General features: G+C 41.9%; 24 protein-coding genes and 1 other RNA gene. 11 read left to right on the top strand and 14 right to left on the bottom strand.

The annotated features are described in order from the left end of the window. Nucleotides 1-47: 47 nt before the first annotated feature. Entirely contained in the window at nucleotides 48-680 is a 633-nt protein-coding gene (locus G3O08_RS09150) for a transposase (RefSeq protein ID WP_163285061.1), read from the bottom strand. A 361-nt stretch (nucleotides 681-1041) separates the two neighbouring features. Here G3O08_RS09150 and G3O08_RS09145 point away from each other — a divergent pair, with 361 nt between their 5' ends. The 5 genes from G3O08_RS09145 (at nucleotide 1042) to G3O08_RS09125 (ending at nucleotide 9919) form a co-directional block, all read left to right on the top strand. After that, the gene (locus G3O08_RS09145; RefSeq protein WP_163285060.1) at nucleotides 1042-5043 is read left to right on the top strand and encodes a DUF7948 domain-containing protein; all 4002 of its coding nucleotides are present in this window, start codon (nucleotides 1042-1044) and stop codon (nucleotides 5041-5043) included. Beyond that, nucleotides 5043-6053 (top strand): PorP/SprF family type IX secretion system membrane protein, encoded by a 1011-nt coding sequence (locus G3O08_RS09140; RefSeq protein ID WP_163285059.1) that lies wholly within the window; start codon nucleotides 5043-5045, stop codon nucleotides 6051-6053. The genes G3O08_RS09145 and G3O08_RS09140 overlap by 1 nt, the downstream gene beginning before the upstream one ends. 8 nt (nucleotides 6054-6061) lie before the next feature. Further along, nucleotides 6062-8263, top strand: coding sequence for a hypothetical protein (locus G3O08_RS09135; RefSeq protein WP_204336823.1), 2202 nt, complete (start codon nucleotides 6062-6064; stop codon nucleotides 8261-8263). 7 nt (nucleotides 8264-8270) lie between these two features. Continuing rightward, on the top strand, nucleotides 8271-8969 hold the full coding sequence (locus G3O08_RS09130; RefSeq protein ID WP_163285057.1) for a peptidoglycan DD-metalloendopeptidase family protein: 699 nt from the start codon (nucleotides 8271-8273) through the stop codon (nucleotides 8967-8969). Nucleotides 8970-9064: 95 nt separating this feature from the next. Then, nucleotides 9065-9919, top strand: coding sequence for a hypothetical protein (locus G3O08_RS09125; protein WP_163285056.1), 855 nt, complete (start codon nucleotides 9065-9067; stop codon nucleotides 9917-9919). Here the strand turns inward: G3O08_RS09125 and G3O08_RS09120 are convergent. From G3O08_RS09120 to rnpB, 3 genes are all read right to left on the bottom strand, one after another. Further along, nucleotides 9882-10922: a tryptophan 2,3-dioxygenase family protein gene (locus G3O08_RS09120; protein ID WP_163285055.1), complete on the bottom strand. Its 1041-nt coding sequence runs from the start codon at nucleotides 10920-10922 to the stop codon at nucleotides 9882-9884. The genes G3O08_RS09125 and G3O08_RS09120 overlap by 38 nt on opposite strands. 133 nt (nucleotides 10923-11055) lie before the next feature. After that, a complete protein-coding gene (locus G3O08_RS09115) occupies nucleotides 11056-11997 on the bottom strand; it encodes a hypothetical protein (protein ID WP_163285054.1) in 942 nt (313 codons plus the stop codon). Nucleotides 11998-12864: 867 nt separating this feature from the next. Further along, nucleotides 12865-13333, bottom strand: an RNA gene (gene rnpB / locus G3O08_RS09110) — RNase P RNA component class A. A 93-nt stretch (nucleotides 13334-13426) separates the two neighbouring features. Between rnpB and trhO the strand changes: the two genes are divergently transcribed. The 3 genes from trhO to G3O08_RS09095 all read left to right on the top strand — a co-directional run bounded on the left by trhO (nucleotide 13427) and on the right by G3O08_RS09095 (nucleotide 15904). Then, a complete protein-coding gene (gene trhO, locus G3O08_RS09105; protein ID WP_163285053.1) occupies nucleotides 13427-14554 on the top strand; it encodes an oxygen-dependent tRNA uridine(34) hydroxylase TrhO in 1128 nt (375 codons plus the stop codon). Between the two features lie 214 nt (nucleotides 14555-14768). Further along, nucleotides 14769-15098: a hypothetical protein gene (locus G3O08_RS09100; RefSeq protein WP_163285052.1), complete on the top strand. Its 330-nt coding sequence runs from the start codon at nucleotides 14769-14771 to the stop codon at nucleotides 15096-15098. An 86-nt stretch (nucleotides 15099-15184) separates the two neighbouring features. Beyond that, a complete protein-coding gene (locus G3O08_RS09095; protein ID WP_163285051.1) occupies nucleotides 15185-15904 on the top strand; it encodes an SDR family oxidoreductase in 720 nt (239 codons plus the stop codon). 83 nt (nucleotides 15905-15987) lie between these two features. On the opposite strand, the gene rimK is transcribed toward G3O08_RS09095, so the two are convergent. Together rimK and G3O08_RS09085 are read right to left on the bottom strand one after the other, a co-directional pair. Next, on the bottom strand, nucleotides 15988-16893 hold the full coding sequence (gene rimK, locus G3O08_RS09090) for a 30S ribosomal protein S6--L-glutamate ligase (protein WP_163285050.1): 906 nt from the start codon (nucleotides 16891-16893) through the stop codon (nucleotides 15988-15990). Next, a complete protein-coding gene (locus tag G3O08_RS09085; protein ID WP_163285049.1) occupies nucleotides 16890-17336 on the bottom strand; it encodes an ATP-dependent zinc protease family protein in 447 nt (148 codons plus the stop codon). Before G3O08_RS09085 ends, rimK begins: the two co-directional genes overlap by 4 nt. A 37-nt stretch (nucleotides 17337-17373) precedes the next feature. Between G3O08_RS09085 and G3O08_RS09080 the strand changes: the two genes are divergently transcribed. Continuing rightward, nucleotides 17374-18375 (top strand): succinylglutamate desuccinylase/aspartoacylase family protein, encoded by a 1002-nt coding sequence (locus G3O08_RS09080; RefSeq protein ID WP_163285048.1) that lies wholly within the window; start codon nucleotides 17374-17376, stop codon nucleotides 18373-18375. Between the two features lie 12 nt (nucleotides 18376-18387). On the opposite strand, the gene G3O08_RS21705 is transcribed toward G3O08_RS09080, so the two are convergent. From G3O08_RS21705 to G3O08_RS09060, 4 genes are all read right to left on the bottom strand, one after another. Continuing rightward, nucleotides 18388-19035, bottom strand: coding sequence for a response regulator transcription factor (locus G3O08_RS21705; protein ID WP_163285047.1), 648 nt, complete (start codon nucleotides 19033-19035; stop codon nucleotides 18388-18390). A gap of 76 nt (nucleotides 19036-19111) precedes the next feature. Then, nucleotides 19112-19807 (bottom strand): hypothetical protein, encoded by a 696-nt coding sequence (locus tag G3O08_RS09070; protein WP_163285046.1) that lies wholly within the window; start codon nucleotides 19805-19807, stop codon nucleotides 19112-19114. 15 nt (nucleotides 19808-19822) lie between these two features. Then, nucleotides 19823-20344, bottom strand: a complete 522-nt coding sequence (locus G3O08_RS09065; RefSeq protein ID WP_163285045.1) for a hypothetical protein — start codon at nucleotides 20342-20344, stop codon at nucleotides 19823-19825. Nucleotides 20345-20381: 37 nt separating this feature from the next. After that, a complete protein-coding gene (locus G3O08_RS09060) occupies nucleotides 20382-21011 on the bottom strand; it encodes a hypothetical protein (protein ID WP_163285044.1) in 630 nt (209 codons plus the stop codon). Between the two features lie 259 nt (nucleotides 21012-21270). On the opposite strand from G3O08_RS09060, the gene G3O08_RS09055 reads away from it, so the two are divergent. Further along, nucleotides 21271-21813, top strand: a complete 543-nt coding sequence (locus G3O08_RS09055) for a helix-turn-helix domain-containing protein (RefSeq protein WP_163285043.1) — start codon at nucleotides 21271-21273, stop codon at nucleotides 21811-21813. A 3-nt stretch (nucleotides 21814-21816) separates the two neighbouring features. Here G3O08_RS09055 and G3O08_RS09050 read toward each other — a convergent pair whose 3' ends face one another. From G3O08_RS09050 to G3O08_RS09035, 4 genes are all read right to left on the bottom strand, one after another. Next, nucleotides 21817-22602: a sensor histidine kinase gene (locus tag G3O08_RS09050; RefSeq protein WP_163285042.1), complete on the bottom strand. Its 786-nt coding sequence runs from the start codon at nucleotides 22600-22602 to the stop codon at nucleotides 21817-21819. 115 nt (nucleotides 22603-22717) lie between these two features. Continuing rightward, nucleotides 22718-23395 (bottom strand): hypothetical protein, encoded by a 678-nt coding sequence (locus G3O08_RS09045; RefSeq protein WP_163285041.1) that lies wholly within the window; start codon nucleotides 23393-23395, stop codon nucleotides 22718-22720. Nucleotides 23396-23413: 18 nt separating this feature from the next. After that, nucleotides 23414-23956, bottom strand: coding sequence for a hypothetical protein (locus G3O08_RS09040; RefSeq protein WP_163285040.1), 543 nt, complete (start codon nucleotides 23954-23956; stop codon nucleotides 23414-23416). Nucleotides 23957-24614: 658 nt separating this feature from the next. Next, nucleotides 24615-24785, bottom strand: coding sequence for a hypothetical protein (locus G3O08_RS09035; protein WP_163285039.1), 171 nt, complete (start codon nucleotides 24783-24785; stop codon nucleotides 24615-24617). A gap of 202 nt (nucleotides 24786-24987) precedes the next feature. Between G3O08_RS09035 and G3O08_RS09030 the strand changes: the two genes are divergently transcribed. Then, a complete protein-coding gene (locus G3O08_RS09030) occupies nucleotides 24988-25866 on the top strand; it encodes an SdiA-regulated domain-containing protein (protein WP_163285038.1) in 879 nt (292 codons plus the stop codon). Nucleotides 25867-25905: the final 39 nt, after the last annotated feature.

The raw sequence follows: 25905 nt of genomic DNA, 5'->3' as shown, positions 1-25905 counted from the left end.
ATGAATTTAGTGCCTCAGCTTATATCTAACACCAACTTCCGTTCTGGTTAAGAATAGAATTTGTCATCCTTCCAATTTTGGGGATTACTGACAATATAATCTGATATGCGCTGGTATTCACCGTCATCCCTGATAATGTGGTCATGAAAGCGTGGCTGCCAGCCATTTTCCAATCCCAGCCTATTTGCATGAAACGTTACCGCAGATTTATAAGATCGGCCAATGGCAGATACCGTTTCGGCATTCGGGGACATTTCAGACATTTTTTGATTTTTATTAGGTGGTGGCGATCCACCATCCGGTATATCCGGCACATCCGGTAGAGACGTTGCATGCAACATCTGTACAACGGGCGGCAACGGCGGCAAACCCGGCGATAGCGCAGATTTATCAGATTCCCCTGATCCAGGTTTATTCAAAATCAAAATGCCATGCATATGATTTGGCATCACCACAAAATCACCCAATTCCACATGCGGAATACGTTGCGGAATGGTATACCAGAAAACATCAGCAAGAATTCCGGTGCGCGACAAGTCCATTTTATCATTTACAATTTTTCCGAAAAAACATTTGCGGCCTGCTGTGCAAATTGTAATGAAATAGGCACCATTCCATCCATAATTCCACCATTGCGCCCGGGCAGATGGAATGCGGTATTTGTTTTGGTATTTTTTCATTGTTATGGTTTTATAATTCAATTATACGTAGAGACGTTGCATGCAACGTCTGTACATTATGGCATGCAACGTCTGTACATTATGGCGTGCAACGTCTGTACATTATGGCGTGCAACGTCTGTACATTATGGCATGCAACGTCTGTACATTATGGCGTGCAACGTCTGTACATTATGGCGTGCAACGTCTGTACATTATGGCGTGCAACTGTACATTGTTATGGAATACAATATTTGTAATGTACAAATAAATTTAACGCGTGTAATGAACGAAGCCATGCAATGCCCATACAATTCAAATCTTCGAATTACACCTCGTAAATTTGTTTTCCGTAAATTCACCCTCCAAAATGCGTATCAAATTGAGAATTTACCAATTGCTTTTGTTTGTATTCGTTTTCGCTGCTGCGAATGTGTCGGCTCAACATCGTTTTATCGAAAATGGCGGCCAGTGGAATCATGCGGTGAAATACCGCGCAGATATCCCTGGCGGAAAAGTGTATTTCGAATCTGATCGGTTTACTTTCGATCTCTACGATGTAGAAACTACCAGCGCCGTTTTTTCAGCCCACTCGGGCAATCCAAACCCAATGCCGCCACCTGAAAAGCTAAAATGTCATGCCTATCAAATGATATTTAAAAATGCTTCCGGTTTGCCTTCCGGCGAAAAGGCCTTTGATACAGATTACAACTTTTATATTGGCAACGACCCAACAAAATGGGCCGGAAACTTAAAAGCCTTCGAAGCTGTGCGATACACCGAAATTTATCAAGGCATTGATCTCAAAGTGTATAGCAATGCCGTTTTGAAATACGATTTTATTTTAAAACCAGGCGCTTCGCCAGGTCTTATCCAAATAGAATACGCCGGTGTAAAACCAAAAATCAATTCTGCAGGACAGCTCGAGATCTCTACTTCAGTTGGCGATGTACTCGAATCAAAACCCTTTGCTTATCAGATAATTAACGGCAATATTACGAAAGTGGAATGCAAGTACGTTCTAAGCCGCAATATCCTTGGGTTTGAGCTTGGAGATTACGACCCATCACGAGAACTTATTATAGATCCCGAATTGATTTTCAGCACTTTTAGTGGCTCCTTTGCAGACAATTTCGGATACTCTGCAACATATGATTCGCAAGGGTTCTTATACTCTGGCAGCTCTGCCTTTGGGACTGGTTATCCCGTTACAATAGGCGCCTATCAAGCCACCTGGGCCGGCGGAGAGGGACAAGGCAGCCTTACAGGAACAGATATTGCCATCACCAAATATTCACTTGATGGTACTTCCCTAATTTACAGCACCTATCTTGGCGGAGCAAAAGATGATCTTCCACATAGTTTAATTGTAAATGATAACAACGAACTCTACGTATATGGCACATCCGGCTCAGCAAATTTTCCCACTACTACCAATGCTTTTCAAACAACATTTGCCGGCGGTACGCTTTTTGTCCCCGGCGGTATAGGTGTATCGTACCAGGAAGGAACCGATATTATTGTTTCGCGGCTAAGTGCAAATGGCGGATCATTGCTTTCATCAACCTATCTGGGTGGGCAGGGAAACGACGGAATAAACTCTGCCACCAGCCTCAAGAAAAATTACGCCGACGAGATGCGTGGCGAAATAGAAATAGACGGTGATGGAAATATCATTATCGGATCTCATACCTATTCCGATGATTTTCCGGTGTCTGAATCTGCCTTTCAAACCGTAAAAGATGTCGGCCAGGATGGTATTCTGGTTCGCATGAATCCAGATCTTTCAGAAGTACTCGCAGCGACCTTTTTTGGCGGTGATGGTGCCGATGCCATTTACTCAATAGATGCCACGTACGACCGGAGAATTACGGTTGCCGGCGGCACCACATCGCTCAATCTTCCCACAAGCGCCAATGCTTTTCAAACCGAATTTGGCGGAATAGCCGATGGTTTTATTGCAGTTTTTAACGAAGACATGCAATCGCTAAACGCCATGACCTACTACGGATCAAGCGCTTACGATCAAATTTATTTTGTGGAGCGCGATGACGTGGGTCGCCCGCATATTTATGGACAAACGAGAGCACCCGATAATACGTTTATCGATAATGCTGATTACGCAATACCCAATAGCGGTATGTTGCTCAGCAGCTTTTCCGACAATTTGGATTCCCGAACCTGGTCAACTGTTTTTGGAAACGGTCAGAATATACCGAATCTCTCACCAACCGCCTTTTCGGTTGATATTTGTAACCGCATTTACCTTTCTGGATGGGGCGGTCCACTTGTAAACGGAGGTGTGGGCGGCACCAATGGCCTACCCATTACTTCAGATGCCATTCAAGCCACAACCGATAACAATGACTTTTATTTTATGGTGCTCGAAGGCGATGCAAGCGCATTGACCTTTGCCTCTTTTTATGGCGGTAACCAAAGTGCAGAGCATGTTGACGGAGGCACCAGCCGGTTTGATAAATCTGGTAAAATATATCAGGCAGCATGCGCCGGCTGCGGAAGTCACGACGATTGGCCTGCCTTTCCCTCAAATGCGTACAGCCCAACAAATAACAGCACCAACTGCAACCTCGGCGTAGTAAAAATCGACTTTGACCTGCCTCTTATTTTCGCCGATTTCGAAGCTGAAAATTTCTGTCTGCCCGATTCCATTGTATTGGAAAATACCAGTACGCTTTACAGCGGAAGCAATCCGAACTATCAATGGCTACTGCCCGATGGAACTTTTTCATTCAATGAAAATTACACCTTTCACCCCGGTAATTCGGGCACTTTCGAAATTGCATTGGTGGTAACCGATCCCGACGCCTGTAATATTTCAGATACGATTGTAAAAACAGTCACCGTTTATCCCGAGCTGGAAATCATGATCGCTGATACCCTAACATCATGTACTAGCACAAACTTCACCGTTACCGCCAATTCGCAGGGTTCAGCGAGTTCTTATCAATGGGCTACCGATCCCAATTTTACAACAACTATTTCTACCGACAGCAGTTTTACCTACAACCCCGATTCCGATCAAACCATTTACCTCCTCACTTCAAATGGCCTTTGCCAAAGCGTTGACAGCATTTTTCTTTCGCCAAAACCAGATCTTCAAATCAGCTTGAGCGATACCTTACTCTGCGCTGTGCAAGAATTACCGATTTCGGTATCCCTTTCGGGGAATGTGGATGCAGCGACTTTCGATTGGCTTCCCGATGATAAAATCATTTCGGGCGACTCCACCCAAAATATCGTTTTAGATGCCTCTGAAACAGTTACGCTTACCGCTTCCGCGAATACAGAATACGGTTGCGAACTCACAGCATCTATTGAAATAACTGTAAACCCTATTTCACTGGAAACGAACAGCGATACGCTTGCTTGTTTAGGCGAACCCCTAATGCTATCAGCAAACAGCAATGGGCTGGCGCAAAGCTTTTTATGGTCAACCGACAGCGATTTTGGCTCTCTTTTAAATCCATCCGGCGACAGCACAATTACAGTTACGCCAACCAGCATTACGTACTATTACATAAAAGCTGTAAATGGCGGCTGCAGCCTGATAGACAGTATAGCTGTGAGCTTGCTCTCCGCGGGTACAAGCGTATCGGCAAACCAGTATATCTGCATTGGCGATACAGCCAGGATTACAGTTAGCAACGATTTTCCCGGAAATAAACTATCACACATCTGGGAACCCGAAGAGTATATTTTATCTGGTCAGGGAAGTACACAGATTCTTGTTTTGGTAAACGAACCAACGACTTTTACAGTAATCAGCTCCACTTCTCAGGGCTGTTCCGTTGAGAATTCAACAACGGTTTATGTCTCAAGCCTGGGCAGCATGGCCATAGAAGCTTCTGCCGATCCTGAAAATATTCTGGAAGGCGGATCTAGCACCCTCACTGCCTTGCCCGCTGCCGATTTTTACAATTATCAATGGAGCCCGCCTCAAACGCTTGCTAGTCCCAATTCGAGAATTACCACCGCCAGCCCAATGGTTACGACCACCTATGAAGTGCTGATCATTGACAATGGCGAGTTTGGCACCTGCCTGCGAAGAGATAGCGTAACGATTTACGTATTTGAAGCAATTTGCGGCGAGCCCAATATTTTTATACCCAATACCTTTACGCCAAATAGCGATGGCGAAAATGATGAAGTATGGGTGCGCGGCGGAAACATCACCGATTTGGAATTTTCGATTTTTAACCGCTGGGGCGAGTTGGTTTTCAAAACTACAAATCAAAGTATAGGCTGGGACGGAAGTTATAAAGGCAATCTAGCAGAGCCTGCCGTTTACGTTTTCCATCTGCGCGCACGTTGCGGTAACGGGCAAGAGTACTTTACCAAAGGAAATATTACCCTGCTGCGCTAATGAAGACCATCGGAATAATAGCCAGTTTATTTTGCTTTGCGCAAACGCTCTCTTGTCAAGACGTACACTTCTCGCAGTTTTTCTTTTCACCTCAAATGCTCAACCCCGCAGAAATTGGAAATTTTGATGCCCAATACCGGCTCAATGCCAATCAAAAAACCCAGTGGAAAGAAGTGAGCCGGCCTTATACCAGTTTTGCTCTAATGGGCGATGGTCGCTTTGCATTTACCCCTAAAGAAATCGCAATGGGGCTGCTCATTATGAACGACAATGCCGGCGATTCGAGATACAATACGCTGAGTATTCTGGCAGGTGGCTCATACAGATACCTTATTCACGGAAGTGAAAAACACAGCTTACAGGGCGGACTGCAAACGGGAGTAACCCAGATAAAACTGAATTACGACGCACTAAGTTTTAATAACCAGTTTAATGGCGTGGTGTACGACCCCAATCTGCCAACCGGAGAAAATTTTGCCCGAAATAGCAGGTGGTACTTCAACCTGAATGCCGGTGCGACATACACCTACAATCCCGAATACCGGAAAAGTCTGACTATCGGTTTTTCGGGGCATAATGTTACCTCGCCAAAGCAATCGTTTTACAACGATACAGGCATAAAGCTGCCCTTTCGCTCATCGGTTTACGCCACGGCAGATTGGAAAATAGCCGAAGATTTTGACCTGATGCCGGCTGTGCGCTGGATGGATCAGGCTACGTTTACAGAAGTAATTTTTGGATCGGCACTGCGCTATGTGCTTATGGACGAAAGCATAATCTACCGCAGCATTTTTGCCGGATACTTTGGCCGTTTTGGCGATAGCGGCATTGCTATGGTGGGCTTTGACCTGGATGCCTGGCGCGTGGCAGCGAGCTACGATATAAATGTGAGCTCCCTAAAACCGGCGAGTAGAAACCGAGGTGGATTTGAATTTTCAGTGCAGTATTTATTCAATAAATCAAGTGGCAAAAACCAGATTCCACACAAATTCTGCCCGGTGTTTCTATGAAGTCAATCTTGAAAATAGCGCTAATACTTGTGGCTGCCTTTTTCGCGGAAGCGGCAACTGCCCAGAGATTGCAGGACTGGTTGAACCTGGGCGACAAGGCCATGGAAGAAAATGACCCCTACGGAGCATTGCGCTACTACACGCGCGCTATGGAAATGGACAGCGCAAAAGGCGAAGTAAAGTACAAATATGCAGAGGCGCTGCGGGCAAATCACGATTACGCAAAAGCGGCCTACTACTACGGCGAGGTGTATCGACGTGAGCGCGGTAGGATATATCCGCAAGGGGGCGTATGGCTTGCCACGATGCAAAAACAGGCTGGCGAATATGCCGAAGCAAAACAAAATTGGAGGCGTGTACGAAATCAGTTTTCAAGAGATAGAAATGGATATTATTATAAAAAAGCAGTGCAGGAAATGCGCTCTACGACGCTTGCTATGGACTGGAGCAAAGATGAAACACCCTTTGAGCTGGAGCAAATAGGGGAGCCGATAAACTCTGAACAAAGCGAATTTGCCGGCTATTTTATTGATGACGGAGAATTGATTTTTTCGTCCCTCCGTGGTACATTTAACGAAAAAGGGCAGCTTACAAGCAAACCCGAAAAATACATTCCCCGGCTTTATAAAGCAGACTCAGCGCTCAAAACTGTTGAAATTTATTCCGAATTTCCATTTTCTAACCCGGTATTTAATTATGCTTCTTCCGCAAATGAAGAGAGGATTGCCGTGGCAGGAATAAACAAAAAAGGGAAAAACACCATTTCTATTTTTGAAAAAGGCAGCAAATCATTGATTTATCAAATTCCTGCCGATAGCGATACTGCCTGGTATTCACAGCCTGCCTATGGCTTTGTGGGCGACCGCAAAGTGCTTTTCTTTTCTTCAAACCGCCCAGGTGGTTTTGGGCAAGAAGATATCTGGTATGTTTTTGCCGATGAGCCCAATGGAGAGCCTGTTAATGCAGGTAAGTTTGTGAATTCGCCAGGAAGCGAGATTACGCCTTTTTACCGCGGCGATTTGCAAAAACTTTACTTCGCATCTGATTGGCACGCCGGTTTTGGGGGCTACGACATTTTTGAAAGCGATATGATAGGCAGCAATTTGGGCTTTCCGGAAAATCTGAAACAGCCGTTTAACTCGCCTGCAAATGATCTCTACTATTCGTTTAATGAAAAAATTGGAAAAGGCAGCATTAGCTCAAACAGACTGGGTAGCAAGGCCAATGATGGCGCAGGATGCTGCAATGATCTATGGCTATTTACGGAAGAACTGATTCAAAAATCGGATACCCTTCCACAAATTACAACCCTCGAAGAGTTGAACGATTACCTTCCGGTAAAGCTCTACTTTCACAATGATGAGCCCGATCCGCGTACCCGAACCGAGACTACGCCTCAAAACTATTTGGATACATACCGAAACTACGTGGCACTGCTTCCGGAATATCGAAAAGAGTATCGTGCCGGACTAACTGAAGATGAAGGCGATGAAGCTGAAGATGCGATGGATTTATTTTTTATTGACGAGATAGACCAGGGCGTAAATGATCTGGAACAGTTTACCAAATTGCTTTTGGTTGAATTGGAAAAAGGCCAAAGAGTGGTGGTAACGGTAAAAGGATTTGCGAGCCCGCTGGCAGAAACAGATTACAATGTAAAGCTTACCTCGCGCAGAATTTCTTCATTGGAAAACTACCTTAAAAGCTATAAGCGCGGCATTTTTTTACCTTATTTTCAAGCTTCCGCTGAAGCTGGTGGAACCCTTGATATAAACAAAATTCCTTTTGGAGAGTACGTAGCGAGTGCAGTGGTAAGCGACAACCCCAACGAGCGAAACGCCATCTATAGCATTGCAGCAGCTCAGGAGCGCAAAATTGAAATCGTATCGGTGCAGCGCGCGCAAAACGATACCAGCCTTGCAGAAATTCGTTTTAATTCAGAGATTCAAGATTTTGGAACCATCACTGCCGGCTACTCTATTCCTTTTTCGTTCGCGTTTTCTTGTGTGGGGAATTTGACTATTGACTCCATTCGTACCAACCCTATGGAAATCACCATTTTAGACCAATCATATGAAAACGGATCTGGTCGCATAGCGGGTATTTTGCACCCCTCCCATTCGCGCGGAAAGCAAAATAATGTAATTTTGATCTTTGCAAACATTCCCGGGCAAAGCAGGGAGCTAAATATCACCTACGAGATTGAGTAAAAAAAACATGACATACACCATTTTTGGTGAGCAGTTTACACCAAAATTCAGCCTGCCTCTTGGTGGAGAATTATCGCCTGAAGATTTTATCACGATAGACCTTTCCAAAAAAAATCCAGATTTACTCAATGGAACTACCGACGACGTAGCAGGCCTTCACGCTTATGTTTTTGGAAAAATAGAAGCTGCCAATGCGAAATGCGCTTATGGTGGATATGCCGAAAAACGAGATTTATACCAACGCAGCAGCCACTTTGCCGACAGCGAAGATTTTAGATCAGTGCACTTGGGTATTGATTTCTGGATGCCCGCCGGAACCGATATTGTTGCGCCAATGCCGGGTAGAATTCACAGCTTTAAAAACAACGACAATCCAGGCGATTATGGCCCGACGATTATTCTGGAACACCATATCGGAAACGAGAAAATTCATGCGCTTTACGGTCACCTAAGCAAGGTCTCGCTTCCCGGACTAATGGAAGGACAGCTTATAAACCGCGGTCAAAAAATAGGCACCTTGGGTATACCCGACGAAAACCGCGACTGGCCGCCTCACCTCCACTTTCAACTCATAAAAGATATAGGCGAATACAAAGGCGACTACCCCGGCGTATGCCACAAAAAAGACAAGAAATATTATCTGGAAAATTGCCCCGACCCACTGGTTTTCTTTGAGAATAGCTGGAGCAAGAAAATGGTTTCTTGATCACTTATTATAGTGTTTCTATTAAAAAAGCGCCCAGCTTATTTCATTTTCAGCTTTTTAGCACTACCTTGGTACATCGTTTAACGTGTCTCACCTTGACCAAATTTTTCAAAATATCATTTACAGATTTCCTTTTTTACGGCATTTTCGTATTGCTCCTTACAGGATGTAACACTAGAGACAGTTCCGAATTCGAAAGCACAATTGAGGCAGAGCCAGCTTCGGTTATGCCCAAAGATTTGTGGATTGCCGACGCAGAAAACTGGACAAATTTAGATCTGAAAAAGAAAGAAGATTACAAGCTCTACTCCACTTATTCCAATTCCGATAAGGAAATTGAAATGCATTTTGATCCGGAGAAAAAACTTTTTCTGGTCAGACTTTTAAACGATCCCAAATTCAATCAAAATTTATTCTGCGAAGAAGGACGTATTGTATTTTCAAACCACTCCACACAAAATGACAGTTCGCAGTGGATGGCTGCATACGCTAATGGTAAAGCCTATGCTGCCGCAGAAAAAGCGGCTGGCGACTGGAAAAGCCGCGGTATTGATGAAGTACCTATTGATTTTAATGCCGTAAATGCAGCTTTAAAAACTGCAGCCGACTATCAGCGAAAGGAACTTAAACAGAGCTACCACAGTAGATTTTTAGATAATCAGGAAAGAATAACTGCCGCTTTTAATTCTGAAATCTCACTTTCATTTTCATTAAATGTGCGCAAAGGCGATAAAGTAAATATCGACCTTACAGACGATTCTAAAGACGTATATTTTATAGTTGAACCTAACAATGGTTCAAATATGGAGCATAGCAGCTGGGATGGAATTGCCGAGAAGACAGGAGACATGGCAATTATCGTCTATGCTGTAAATGCACAGCCGGGGAAAAAATTTACCCTAAAAGCAAAGGCTACCCCGCAAAACCAAGAGATTGCCCAAGTGCGTTAGGAAGTTTTGGCAGGCTTTGGCGCGCAACGAGTAAACCGTTAAGCTGAGCCAGCTCGGTAAAAATATAGTGCTTGTCCATTGCCGCTTTCAAATATCCTCTTCCACTCGAATTACCGGTTCCCACTCGGGTACCGATCATTCTTGTAACCATATTCATATGCCGGGTTCGCCAGGTAGACATTAGCTCATCAGTTTCGAGCAGAGATATTAACAATTGGTAGGGCAAATGCAAAAGTGGATAGCCGCGGTAAAGCATAATAAAAAGTGCAGCGCGCGAAGCTTTTGCCGAAAGGCGACGTGAATCTTCTTCCTCTTTTCCATAAAGTACCTTGTCAAAAAGATCGAGGTTGGCGTGTTCAATTTCAATCAAACTGTCTTTGTAGGCAGCTCGGTACTGACTCCAAAATGGATGTGTTTCGATATTATCCGCTTCTATTTTCTCACCCCAAAGTTCTGAATCTTCAAAGTAAGGCATGCGCTCAAGCCAAACATTCAGCAGGGTAATAAGTGATGGGGACGACTCGGTATTTTTAACCTTGTCTACATCTTCTTTGTGCAACTGCGAAACGTAATACTGCTTTCCATGACGATCTTGATACTGCAGACCAAGACGCGCTTCGAGCTCTTTCCATTGTATACTTTGAAAACCACTGGCAGGGCGCAATAAATCCCTGAAATCAAGAAAATCAAGCGATGACATGGTTTCCATAACATTGATTTGATCTACCAGCAAGCGCAAAATGGTATTGATCCGATGGCCCCGATGAACAACAACCTGTAATGCGGGGCTATTGTCATTAACTGTTGGCGACGATAGAATATCAATAATTGAGTTTAATTCATAGAGCACCTGCTTAAACCATAACTCATACGCCTGATGTGTAATGATGAACAGCATTTCGTCGTGGGCGTCTACCCCCGCAATGTCGCTTTCAAGGTCTTGGGCATTCAGTATTTTATTGAGTTGGAGATAATCTTTATAGTAAACTTCCTTTTCGGCCATGGATGGTTTCTTTTTTGAAAGCCGAAAGATAGGTATTCTATATTTTTTTAGAATGAAATCTTAAACTATTTCGGATAGTTTAATCTCAATAAAGCCAATTGAAGGAAATTGAAGGAAAATAACGGTTTAAAATCTATTCAGCGTATTTTCCCGCCTGAAGCACATAGTTCGCGCATTCAATTTGAAAACTGATTATTTCTGGTTTTTTGAAGGGAATATCCCATTGACCGCTGTATTCAATTTTTGATGGAAGCAGACGGCCTTCTTGCAGTTTGTTTTCGACCTTCATGGTAATATCAAAATCAAAGAGAATTGTATTGTGAGCCAGCCGGTATTCGCGGGCAATAACTTCGTGTGTATCGCGGTGAAAATAGGAAGTCATATCGCGGATAACCACTTCGTCCTCATCGCCCTCTTTTACGTAACACGAAAATGCAATGCATGGAATGGAATCTTGCCAGGAATAGGCGTAAATGCTGTAATTGTAGAAAGGCGTCATTGTCTCATCAAAAATCGCCATTTTATCGCCTATAAAAGGTACATTTTGAATTTCCTGACCGGGATTAAAAAGCATTTTTTTGAGTTGAGCTTTATGCTTATCCAATCCCGATCCACTAAGCTCCTGCTCTTTTTCTACAATTTGGTTACCGACACGTTGCTTTTCGGTGGGAAAAAACACCTCGTCGTACATTTCGGCCGTGAGGTATTTCCAGGTGCCATTTCGCTTTTTAAGCTTTCCGTTTGTTTTTTCGTAGGTTATGTCAACCCACATTATTTCGTCGGTGCTCAAAAACTGCCTGGCTTTTCGCTGCAGCGTTCCCCTTTCAGATTCATCTTTCTCATAAACAACCATAGCACTTTTCATATCGTGCGGAAAATATTTGAGGTTTAAAAAAGCCTGATAAAAAGTGGTGTCTTCCTGAATTTGCCTTATAAAATCGGCGGCGTCAAAATCTTCAAGCCCGGCGCTTACAACAAACTCATCGAGGGTGATGAGTTTGGCAATATCTGTTTGGGCATTCGCTTTTGCAAAGCCCGCAATAAATAGAACGGAAATGGCAATTCTTGACAACATGGTCTTATGTAACGTAAATGTATGGATAGAGTTTTAGAAGCTTTACAAAATATGCAAATTGCTGCATTTTTTAAGGCGGTACTGTGCTTAGTTTTGCTCTTTCGCTCCGCAGGATATCCATCCTGCGCCCTGTTCCGTTCAAATTACGACTTTCATTTTAGTTCAAGAACCTAGAGAATTCATCGATCATTATAGTTTTATTTGAGTAAAGACCACCTAGTTCTTCAGCTGTATTTCCGCGGGGTGGATACCCACTACGCACTCCCGCTGGTCGACGGAGCGTATTGCGATAACAAGCGCGACGCTCCACAGGGTATCAACCCAATGTCATTAAGTTAACACCTCGCCCCGCCCCTGAAGGGAGTTTACATCACGGTACAGTGAATATTAGAATTTGAATGTAGGATTCGTGTCATTGCCCCGCTACTAAGGGTATCCACCCAATGTCATTAAGTTGAGGTTTTTATAGTTTAAAAGCGCTAAAATGGCCTAGCTCTTAAAGTGGCGTAAACTCAAAGTCTTATAATAAACGGCGATGCCGTTAAGGCCTGAAAGGCTGACATTCAATAGCCCAGGGTGCAGCGCAGGGTTATTGAATGTCAGGAATTTAGGTTTTGGCGACATTTTTGCCTTTTCGCAAAAATGATGTCAAAACCGAGTCTAAATGAATATGGTTCGTTTTTACCGCAGCATTTCAGATGGCAGCGGAGCGTGACGCGTGCCAGCGAGTTTTCTTTAACTTAATGACATTGGGTATCAACCCAGCGGCCTGCTTCGATCATAACACGACTTTCATTTTAGTTCAAAAACCTAGAGATCCTCCTTATGATATTAATCAGCCTAAAGCAAAAAAGGTCGCCTTGCAGCGACCCTTAAAAACCTATAAGCCGGATTCTGTACGCCGATGTTTTACCATCTGCGCTTCCATCATTTATCTGGGTTTACCGTCGCCGATAAACTCTAGCAACCTACCCTCCCGGATCGGGCGAGCAGCCCTCAAGCCCGGGTTTACATGGTCTTGCAATCCACGAGGTTTTCCTCCCATGCCTGTTGCCAAACATGGCTGTGGGCTCTTACCCCACTCTTTTCACCCTTACCCCTCGACTCCGCTCGGGGACCGATTCGACTCCGCTCGGGAAGCAGCCGAAAAAGCCGATATAAATCCCGAATGATCGATAAACGAACCCCCAGCGAAGCCGAGGGGCGGTATTGTCTCTGTGGCACTTTCTATTGCTCCGATAAATCGAAACATCTTCCCGTTAGGAAGCGTGGTGCTCTGTATTGTCCGGACTTTCCTACACGCTTTTGCAAACGCATCGATGGAACGGTTTTCACGCAAAGATAAAAGACCTTTTTATCAAAAACGATTTTTCTTATCTTTGCGCCCTTATTCTTCAGGATAAATCATAATTTAACTTGCCATTGAAAGATGAAAAAACTCCATAATGAAGAGGATTGGCGCATTTTAAAAAAGCGCATGGAAGAAGGTAGTGACGAGCGCGTAACCATCTCCTTTTACCAATATGCCAAATTGGGAAATCCTCAACTTTTCCGCGATTATCTGTTTATCCACTGGAGCGAATTGGGCGTTTATGGACGCACCTACGTAGCTCACGAGGGAATCAACGCACAAATATCTGTTCCCCTAGAAAATCTCGACGCATTCCGCGATCATGTTTACAGCATTAGCTTCTTAAATGGAATACGCTTGAACATTGCCATTGACGACGATGGAAAAAGTTTTTATAAGCTGATTGTAAAAGTGCGTCCAAAAATTCTGGCCGATGGGCTGGAAGATGAGACTTTTGACGTGCGCAATCGCGGTACGCACTTAGGTGCAAAAAAATTTAACGAGATTACTTCGAAAGACGACACCATTTTAATTGACATGCGCAACCACTACGAACACGAAGTGGGTTATTTCAAAAATGCAATTACCCCCGATGTGGACACCTTTAGAGATTCCCTTCCCTATATTTTGGATAATATAAAAGGATTGGAAGACAAAAATCTGGTGATGTACTGCACCGGTGGCATTCGTTGCGAAAAGGCATCTGCATGGCTGAAGCATCAGGGGTTTAAAAATGTCTTTCAACTCGAAGGTGGAATTATTGAATACGCGAGGCAGGTAGAAAACGAAAAGCTTGAAAACCGCTTTATCGGAAAGAATTTTGTTTTTGATGAGCGAATGGCCGAGCAGATTTCAGACGAGGTTGTTGCAAAGTGCCACCAATGCGGAGCGGCTTGCGATACACATACCAATTGTGTGAACTCCGGCTGCCACTTGCTTTTCATTCAATGCGAGAAGTGCAAAGAAAAAAATGAAGGTTGTTGCAGTCCTGACTGCCGCGCCGTAATTCACCTTCCGGAAGATGAACAGTACAAACTTCGTGAAGGAATAGACCGTGGAATGCTGACTTTCAAAAAAGGAAGATCGGAGCATCTGGATCATAAAACGATTTACAAACCACTTGAGGCGGCGATTGCTGGTATAAAAGTTAGCTTTAAGCTGCAAGAGAGTCGCGAGTCGCTAGTCTCTAGTCGCGAGGGAGAATAATGGCGAGAAAAGGGTCGCGAGTTTTGAGAAAGTATCATCCTTGGATTAAACTCCAGACTTCAACATAAGGTATATAACGCTAGAGATAGTTTAATTGTAATTTCTAAAAAATATCTCAAATCGGAGAACCGCTTGAGGCTTGAGGCTTAAAGCCTGAGGCTTAAAACTATTGCACACAATCCAATAATTATTAACTTTCGCAAAAAATAAACCGGTGATCACCTTCCGTCCATACAACCTTATTATTCCAATTTTCAAAATAGAAGATTTGGTGCCGGGTGGTTTAAGAACAATTCGGGCAGCATTTAATGCTCCCGATATTCAAGAAGATGAATACCTTCTTGCGGTAGGATTAAAAAACGCTACAGAGGTAAGACAGGCTATGGAGATCATCGAAGATCTGGGTCTTCATTTCGATCAAAAATCATCGCGTAGCGACGATTTTACCATCCTTGCCAAAGAGGGAATATGGTGGCCTGTTGCCTGGCTGGTAAACAATGAGGGCAGTTCGTGGTTTATTGCTGATGTAGAAGCACCCGTTTAATTTAAGCCCGCGCATCTGCACCTCGCGGTGATTCCAAACCCACCGGTAAAAGTCTCATTGAAACTCATTTTTAAAAAATTTAAAACATGAAATTACAAGGAAAAAACGTACTTATTACCGGCGGTAGTAAGGGCATTGGATATGGAATAGCAGAATCTCTGGTAAAAGCCGGTTGCAACGTGGTTATTACAAGCCGCCATGCCGAGGAAGCCACTAAAGCTGCAGAAAAACTGAGCAAATCTGGCGGAAAAGCTATTGGCCTGAAAGCCGATGTACGCGAAATGGCTGAAATGGAACGTGTAGCCAAAGCTGCAGAATCAGAATTTGGAAAACTTGATGTGGTAATTGCCAATGCCGGCCTAGGCCACTTTGCAAATATAGAAGAACTCACCGAGAAGCAGTGGAAGGAAATGATTGACACCAACCTTACCGGATTGTTTACCACGATAAAATCGACGGTAAAAATGCTCAAGGCAACTAAAGGTTACTTTATTTCGATAGCGAGTTTGGCGGGAACCAATTTCTTTGAAAACGGTTCCGGTTACAACGCCAGTAAATTTGGTGCTGTTGGGTTTACACAAGCTGTAATGCTCGATTTGCGAGGAAGCGATGTGAAAGTAACTACGATTATGCCGGGCTCTGTTACGAGTCATTTTGCCGGTCATACGCCGAATGCCGATGATGAATGGAAAATTCAACCCGAAGATTTGGGCGAAATGGTGATCGATCTTTTGAAGATGAATCCGAGAACGCTTCCTTCCAAAATAGAAGTGCGTCCGTCTAAGCCACCATCAGCTAAGAAATAGCCCCGCGATAAATCGCAGGTGGTACCCTCGCGATTTATCGCGAGGCTTTGCTCATCGCGAGCCTGTAGGGTCATCGAGCAAAGCTATGCCCCCACCCTATCAGACTTCAATCCTTTTGTTGCTCTGCTTTCAATGTATTTTATCACTTCACCGGCTATGTCTTTCCCCGTTGCTTTTTCTATGCCTTCAAGTCCTGGCGATGAATTAACTTCTAGCACCAGTGGACCTCTGGCTGATTCGAGCATATCGACCCCGGCCATTTCCAGCCCCATAGCTTTCGCGGCTGCGAGCGCTAGAGCGCGCTGTGATTTCGTTAGCCGCACCATGCTGGCACTTCCACCTCGGTGAAGGTTTGACCTAAATTCGCCTTCAGCTCCCTGGCGCTTCATCGCTCCTACCACTTTACCGTTTACCACAAAGGCTCTAATATCTGCTCCACCGGCCTCTTCAATAAATTCCTGAATAAGCATATTGGCATTTAAGCCATGAAAAGCTTCAACGACTGATTTTGCAGCCTTTTTGGTTTCAGCCAAAACAACCCCAATTCCTTGAGTTCCTTCCAGAAGTTTAATAACAATTGGCGCTCCGCCCAGCTCTTTAATCAAAGGCTCGATGGACTTGGGATTTTTGGTGAAAACCGTTTTAGGAATGCCAATATCGTGTCGCGAAAAAATCTGAAGGCTGCGCAGCTTATCGCGCGAGCGCACTATGGAAATAGACGAGTTTACAGAAAAGACTTTTTGCATTTCAAATTGTCGCACTACAGCAGTTCCATAAAACGTGACTGATGCGCCAATTCTTGGAATTACTGCATCAACATCAGTTAGTTCCTCGCCATTATAGATAATTCTGGGGTTGTTGTGCTCGCCAATAATAGAACACTTCAAATGATCTATTACCAAGCACTTATGCCCTCTTTTTTCTGCCGCTTCTTTTAAACGACGGGTAGAATATAATTTTCCATTTCTGGAAAGAATAACAATTTTCATAATCCTTTTTTTCTTTGGAGATAGCTGCGCGAAACGTCAATCAGAAAATCATTTGTGAGAAACTTTCTTCCCAGAAGAACGGTGTAGTTCATCGTAGATCTATCTGTAAGTGTAACATCTGTAAGCTTTACAATGTTTCCGAGCTTAATTTTTAATTGCACCACATACCTGCTTTGGAAGGTACCATTGGAGCTTTTTATTTTTCTTTTTTTGAATTTTTCAAAACGTACCACTTTATGCGACCTTTTCAGAAAATGACAGCATAAAATTCGCTTTCCCGCCATTTTTTCAATCCATATCTTATCGCAATGCGCAGATGATGAGCGTGCACCGCTATCTATTCGTGCCACAATACCAAAACGCTTCATATCGGGAAAGTCGATTTTCTCTTTATTGCCTATGATAAGTTTCTCCGATATGTCGTCTTTTGGTGCTTTTTCCATTTTGGGAAGCCAAAGGTATTATTTTTGAAAATAGCCAATGAATAGTTTGGCTTATATTTGCAGCTTCTTCTTTAAATTATTCGCTATCGCAAATTCAGAAATTAAAATTAACGGCAAAACTTTTAGTTCCGGAGAATCGGGAAAAGTAAAGGCCAACATCGCAAAATTGCCATCCGGAACGCTTATTGACCTACCTATATATGTTTTCAGAAGCAAGAAAAAAGGTCCTACCGTACTGCTTAGCGGCGGCCTTCACGGCGATGAGATCAATGGAATTGAGATTATAAGAAGGATGCTCGACGAGTCAAAATTCGACTTTTTGAACAGAGGCTCTGTTATAGCTATTCCAGTAATGAATATTTACGGCTTCTTAAACTTTAGCAGGGAAGTACCTGACGGAAAAGACATTAACCGCAGTTTTCCGGGTCATTCCGGAGGCTCACTGGCATCGCGGGTTGCTCATTTTTTGAATAAAAACATTCTTACACAAATAGACTACGGGATTGATTTTCATACTGGCGGAGCCTCCCGATTTAACTTTCCTCAGGTGCGCTATGCCGATGCGGATAAGAAAGCAGGACAATTGGCGGAAGCTTTTGCCCCTCCGGTTATTTTAAAAAGCAACCTGATAGATAAAAGTTTGCGGAAGCAAGCGCATAAAATGGGTAAACCCATGCTTGTTTTTGAAGGTGGCGAGAGTTTGCGGCTCGATGAAGAGGTGGTACAGGAGGGAATTGGTGGCGCACTTCGCGTATTGCATCACCTAAAGATGATAGATCATGCTCCACCCGCAGAGCATCAGCCAGTGGTTTTAGGGCAATCAACCTGGGTGCGCGCCAAGCGATCTGGCATTTATACCGGCACAATGAAAAGCGGTATGTCAGTTGGGAAAAATGATACAATAGGTATGATTACTGATCCATTTAGTGAATTTAAAGTCAAAATCACAGCGGGAAGAGCCGGTTTTATTATTGGCCATAACAATATGCCTGTAGTAAATCAAGGCGATGCACTAATACATTTGGGGCTGCTGAAATAAAGATCAGAGGGTTTATAGCTCTACGATATGATGCTTTATAGCCGACATAACCAGACCAACGCGCGAGCGCGATTCGAGCTTTGTAAATAGTGCATCTCTGTATCCATCAACCGTTCTGGGGCTGACACTCATCTTATTGGCAATTTCTTTGTACGTATATTCGGTACAGCACAATTTCAAGAATTCCATTTCACGGTCTGACAGCAATTCCAGCACATGACCTTCACCATCTTGCCCCGAAAAAGACTTGTAGAGGTACCCCGAAACAAAATCGGAGTGGTAAAAACCATTTTTATACACATCGTGAATGGCACGAACGAGTTCGGCAGGTTCAGCATCTTTGAGGAGATATCCGCGGGCGCCTGCTCTTATTATTTTAACCACCGAAAGGTCGTCATCGAGCATGCTTAGACCAATTACTTTTACAGAAGGTTTGTCTTTTTGCAAGGCTGCCGTCGCTTCCCAGCCATTCATTACGGGCATATTCATGTCCATTATTACCACGTCCACATCATTTTTCAATGCGTATTCGTACATTTCTTTACCGTTTTCGCATTGGTAAATCACGTCAAAATCACGCGACAGCAATAAGTTAGCAATTCCATTGCGCACCAGCTTATGGTCGTCAGCGATTGCAATCTTTATATCTTTATTATTCACTGTTTTGGTTATTTAAGGGGTTGGAAAAATACAGAATCTTTTCAGATATTAAAGATTCATTGGCAAGATCATTTAATTATTGAAGAAAGCTGGAAGATTTTATGCTTCTTCTCGGTTTTGGATTATTGTTTGCATCGCCAAATTTGAGCTGGATTATTATGGCGGTTAAGAGAATTAGGTAGAAGATTATGATAAGTACAATATTCACGTTCTGCAAAGATTTTTTTGCGTTAACCTGGCTTGTGAATTCAGTGGCTGTCCAATACGAAAACGTACTTGTGTAATAAAATAAAAAACCCATTAGCAACCATAACCAACCCATTTTTAGTGGAGAAGAATTTAAGGGATTTCGCATCATTCCAAAAAGTATGATTAAGGCGCCCAATGCAACGGTTATGGACATTAATGCCAATCCCTGCACCGAAAAAGTTTGATTTGCTATTCCGCTCCACACGAAACTCAAAGTTGAAAGAAATCCAAAGGCAAAAATTCCTGTTAGCCATATTTTTGTACGCCTGTTCCCATTTATATTCACAAAAATATTGAAGATCAAAATTATATTTACCAGAATGACGACGTTATAAAAATCAACATTTGATCCTCTGGTAACCATTAAGGCATAAGCAGTTATCTGTGACAAACTCGCTGCTAGTAAAAAAATTCCAAGCCATCTAAAAGATTTATTCAATTTTCGAAAATTAACCAGACAGATTATGCTCGCTCCAAGACTTATGGTGTAAATAAAGATGCGCACCATTAATATTTCGTTCATTTCATATTCAATTAATTAGTGAAAAATTTCCGTTTGGTTTTCAACACACATGCTTGGGCATACGTCAAGATGGTCATAAAAGAACAAATTTCGTTGAGCCGGCGGGACTTCGGAGTCCGGAATAAGATGCTTGTATTTTGTGTCAGTACTTCCTTGCACGAGCGCACTCACAACCAAAGTACTTCCATTGTCGTTTACGCCGAGATTTAATGCAATTCCTTTGAACTCCTCTCGCCGAGATTCGGCTAATTCTTTAAGGTTATCAAAAATGGTATCTTGAATGAGAAAGGTTTGAATGTTTTGAGTACCATTATCGCGCGTTCTAACTTTTAGCTTTTTAAAAAACGCCATTTGGTGGTATGTCTTAATCATACGAACTGCCTCTTCCAGCTCGATTTGCTCAACATGTCTATCCGTTGCATTTGTTGTACCACCTGAAAAGAAAACAGGGTTGCAAAATACCAATTTGGTTAATACAATACCTACAAAAAGGCCGATTACAAAAAAAGCGGACTTATGAAATAATGAAGTTTTCATGGTTTTTTGGTTGGTTAGGAAATTTAGGTATACTTTTTTATTTTATATTGGACCAGGGTTTGTTAGCGCTGGTTAATCTTTTTTCATTTGTAACACATATGTCAGGACATACGTCGAGATGGTCTTCTATAAAAGTAGTATCCTGATCATCATTGGGTAGGATGAGATACTTACCACCTTTGTCATCCAATTTATAACCAACCATAATAAGTGTATGCCCCTTCTGAACACCTTTAATATCTTCGGTTATCAATCCGGGAATTAAAGCGATTCCGGCAAAGTCTTGTCCTGCTGCATCTTGAATATTTCTGATTGACTTTGCTTCAATTGTGAACATCCGAATATTCTGATCTCCAATATTCCCATTAGCATCATGCACCCTCGTTTTTAAAACCGGAGTTCCGTTTATGTAATTTTGGTGATACTTATGAGCAATTGCAGCAGGCAGGGGTTGAGGAGTGATTACAAAAGAATCTGGAGGAGCCAAATTCTTTAAACTAATTTTGAAATCGTCTTGTAACTCCTCCGAAACAGCTCTAAGTATTCTATTTTCATTTTCACATTTAACCAATAAGCTTTCTGAATTGGAAAGTCTATTCTGAAAATAAAAATAAGTTGCACCACCACCAACAAGAAGGCCAATAAATAAAAGCAAAGACTTTTTCATAGTATAAGGTTTTGGTTATGAAATCAATACCCAAATATATCAGAAATATGATTAAGAATTACAACTTTCAAAATCCTGCATTTCTCTAAATCAATTTAAATATCTGACTATCAGTGATTAAAAATTATATGAGATTAAAATTTGGGTGATTTCACCCCCCTGTTTAGGCCATTACACGATATAATATTCAGTGATTTTCAGGTGTCAAGAACTATTACGACCCTATACCTTTACCAACATAATCAAAAACCACCGCGTCATGAATAACGAAATAAAAGAATCCATCCAAATTATCTCAGAAGTCTTTCCGGTTTCTTATGCCAATACCGATTTCGGTTACAAACATTTTCACACCTCTACTTCGGGCATCAAACACATTTTTTGCAAGGGTACAAACAAGCCAGAATACTTTATAAATACAGAACCGCGTGCAGAAATGGAAAGATACGAAGATCTCGATGTCATTGAGCTCACTTCAAATCGCGCGGCCTCACAGAAAAAATATAGTTTCTATATAGGTATCTCAAAACTGGAGATAGAACCTACTGATTCAATCTACGAGTCGCGTAATGTGCTATGCAACAGAAATTTTATAGCGTCATATATGCGCTTAAGTCAGCGAGAGAAAGAAGTTTTAAAGCAGCTTGCTTTAATGAAGACTTCAGAAGAAATTGCAAGCCAACTTTGTATTTCGCCCAATACGGTAAAAAATCATAGAAGAAATATCAGGCAAAAAGTAGAATTCGTATCACGCGAAGAAAGCAGTCGGTTTTTATACTGGGTGCGTGGATTTGTATCTTAGTATTCAGACGTTTGCTTTAAATCTCGGAAGCTTGATGAGAACTTTCGTTCCGCTACCTTTTCCACTTTCTATCGCAAACTCGCCACCCAACATTCCTATTCGCTTTGTCATACTGCCCATCCCAACTCCTTTTGTGGTTTCTTCGGTTTCTTCAAACCCCACACCGTCATCTTGAATTTCTAAGGTTAAAAGATCTTGCATCATAACGGCAACAACTTTTATACGACCCGCCTGAGCATGTTTTAGGGCGTTGCTCAAAGCTTCCTGTACACATCTGAATAGAATGATTTCAGAATTCGGCGTAAGCCAATTGGCAGGAATCTCGCCATCAAAAGAACAATTCAATTCTCCCGAAGCGTTTATAACATCTACTTCGCGGGCTATAGCATTCTGCAAACCCTCGCGAAGAATATAATCGCCGTTTAGTGTCTTGCTTAAATTTCTCAAGTCTTGCAGCGATCTGGTAATTAAATCTTTTGCATTCTTCGCGTGTTCTTTGTAGTCAGTGTCGCTCATGGCATTGAGATTGAGCTTAGCCACAGTAAGGGTTTGGCCAATATTGTCGTGAATTTCTTCTGATATATTGCGCATTACCTGCTCACTTAGCTCTAGCTGCGTGCGCAAAAGCTCTTCCGAAAATTCTTGCTCCATAACCAGTCGCTCATTCTCAAATTCGAGCTGGCGCCGTCGGTACATCAAAACAAAAGCAAAGAAAAAGCCAACCATCAGAACAAATAAAATCGTTCCCATGAGCGTAAAAAAGAGTACGTCGCCTTCGTTGATATTCATTTTTCAGTCAGCCTTAGCGGCAATACATTAATTATAAGGATAGCATAAAACGGATGTAAGATAGCATGTAAAAATAATTTTGGCAATTCTGTTTATAAATATGTGCTTACGAGACCTATTTGGTCTTAATAATTTTATGAGAATCCGTTTGTTCAGGATTGTATTTACGCTCAACAATCAAAGCTCCGAACAAAACGCAGTAGTATATCAAAACCATAAAGACATTTACCATATTAAGTGAAACCTTATTCATTTCTGTCTGAAAAAACTTTTGCGAAGTCCAAAAGAAAAATATGGCAGAATGATAAAAAAGAAAGGCCGTAAGTGCATAAAATTTAGGAAGCTTGAATGGGCTAAACTTTAAGGGTGTATTTAGAATATCTAAAAAGTAGATCATGGCAGCAATAGAATAAACCACATTTGCTATTGATATTGCCTCAATGGCTACTTCAACCTTATTAATTGAAATAACCGTATAAATTAATATAGGCAGTGACCCAATAATAAAGACAAGATTATTGGCTTTTATGGTCAGCCTATTTTTGGAAAAATTAGAAAATATGAGATATATAAGTATGTAATAGAATGGTGTCAAAAGACTTAAATAAATCTTATTGTTTCCGTACTTAGTGCCCAGATAGATTGCCAAAAATTGCGCAAGCCCTGAGAAAAGGAGAAATACAGCCAGCCAGATAAATGACTTTCGGATATATTTATGCTGACTTAACCCGAATAATCCTCCCAATACAGCAATAGAAAGAAGAATGTAATTTAAGATAAGGAAAAACTTCATTATACCAATTATAGAATCTTATTCTACCCAATTTGTATTCCAGAGCCAATTGGAATTTTCAACGCACATTTCGGGACATGCCAGCGTATAATCGTAAATATAATCACTCCACCGCTCGCCCGATTTTGGAAGCATTAATTCGCGCTTTACGCCGGCGGTTGAATCAGCATCTACCACTGCTACCCAAATAAGCGTATGCGAACTGTCCGCAAGATTATAGGCGGGAATAGCACTCAATCCCAAGAATTCCTTTCCAAGAGCCAGGGCTTTTGCTTTTAGAGGCTCAATTAACTGTTCCTGATCTACATAAAATTGAACTATTGCTTTATCACCAGTTCTTAACACGCCTTTGCTGTCTTTTTCATTATTAGACTGATGATAATCGCTAAAAAGTTTATAAGCTACAGTATCGCTAATAGGCTGGGCAAAGACTGAAGGCGGGGGTGGTGTCAGGAAATCAGAGCGTAGAGAATTATCGTCGGCCATAACGGTTTTGTATAAGGCAAAAATCAAAATAAGTACTGCCCCGCTGATGAAGGTAATAATAAATGGTCTATTCATTAGAAGTGGTTGTTTAAATAGTGAGCAAAATTGGTTAAGCTTGGCGAATAAGTTAGGAATGGATGTATCGCCAGTCTATTCTATCAATTTCACAAAAGAACAAAATAGAGAGCAGAAAAACACGGCTAAAAATCAAAAAGGGTGTTTTCACCCCCCTACCTCCCGTTAAAAAACGGTATATATTCAGGTGTTTTAACGCACTCAAAACAAGCATCTTGCCGTATCTTTGACCCAGAAGGTAGCAACACGCTCTTTATACGTTTAATGAAAAATGAAATGTTAGGATTCATTTTAGCGAAAAAGCAGGTATACGACCAAAACCAATAAGCATCACGCACATACCTGGTTTTCGATAACCAAAACCCTTACTCAAACTATCTAAACGTAGATAGAAACTTGAGATTAAGCTTAAACTATATTGACGACCTTACAATTGGTAAACACAACAATCACCTAACAACCATTAAGCCCTTAATTGCACATTTTGTCGTGAAGAAATGTTGCTCTTAAGGTGTCGCTATGAAATTAAAAGCCCGAAACGCTCGTTTCGGGCTTTTTGCTTTACATCTGTGTAAAGAAATAAAATATAAAATATTGTTGCACAAGGAGATATCAGTATTTCACTGAATAACTTCAAAGTAACATTCTCTCAAAAATACTACTGCAAATCTTTGTACGCAGGAGTGATATGCTGACCCTGGGCTTGAACCGGGGTTTTGTCAATAGTCTCGTGCTTGGCGTAAGCCGCACACCCTTTGTGAGCATTTGAACATGAAGTGATAACCAAAATAAAGGCTAAACCGGAGATTAAGCTGATCGTTTTTTTCATTCCTTATTTTTCTGAAATACTATTTCTTATACACGAGGGCTTTTTAAAAGGTTTCAATATCACTTCTATTCGCCGTTTAAACTTTCGAAAATACCGCTTATAAAGTACTGGGTAAAATAATGGTACTTTGTTTTGCATAGTACCATATGGAATTATATATTTGTCCCGTAATAATATCTAAACAGCAATTACATTAATGATTATGAACCGAATTACAGCGCTATCATTTTTTCTATTACTTATTGTGATTCAGTCATGTGCACAAGAAAGCAGCTATAATTTCTCGAAACCAAACGAAAAAATAGTCCTGCCGGAAATTTTGCACGAAATATCGGGGCTAACCATGATTGATCAAAATAGCTTTGCCTGCGTACAGGACGAAGTGGGAACTGTGTTTTTTTACAATATGGAAACCAAAAAAATCGTTCGCCAGATTAATTTTGAAAAAGAAGGCGACTATGAAGCTATAACTGAAGTTGGCGATGACCTTTATATTTTAAGAAGCGATGGACAGTTAACCAAACTGGAAAAATATGAATCAGAGAATTTTAAAATAGAAACCTACGATACGAAAGTTCCCGCCAAAGACAATGAAGGATTATGCTACGACGCTGCAAATAACCGGCTTTTAATTGGCTGTAAAAGCAAACTTGATATTGCGCCAGAAAATAGAGACCTGCGCGCCATTTATGGATTTGACTTAAAAACGGCCACCCTAAGCACCAAACCTGTTTTTGAATTTGATGTAGCCGAAATGAAGGCTTTCGCCGAGGCAAGTGGTATTAAAATGCCATATAAAATCAAAAAAAACGGCGAAAAGAAAGCAGGCTCAATTAAGTTCAACATGTCGGCCATTGCTATACATCCACTTTCGCGAAAGCTCTATCTCATATCTGCTAAAGATCATTTACTCTTTGTATTTGACCAAAACGGTAAGCCGGAATACGTTGAGCTACTTGATCAAAAACTATTTAACAAAGCCGAAGGAATTACTTTTTTAGCTAACGGCGATTTATTGATTACCAATGAAGGCCAAGATCACAAGCCTACCCTATTGCGCTTTAAAATGAAAGAGAAATAGGATCAATTTATAAACAACACATTGAAACATGGACTAAAA

The organism is Cryomorpha ignava, assembly GCF_010686655.1.
GTDB classification, from domain to species: Bacteria; Bacteroidota; Bacteroidia; order Flavobacteriales_D; family Cryomorphaceae; genus Cryomorpha; species Cryomorpha ignava.
Note: the sequence above shows the minus strand (reverse complement) of the source record. Positions and strands in the feature narration are given on the sequence as shown.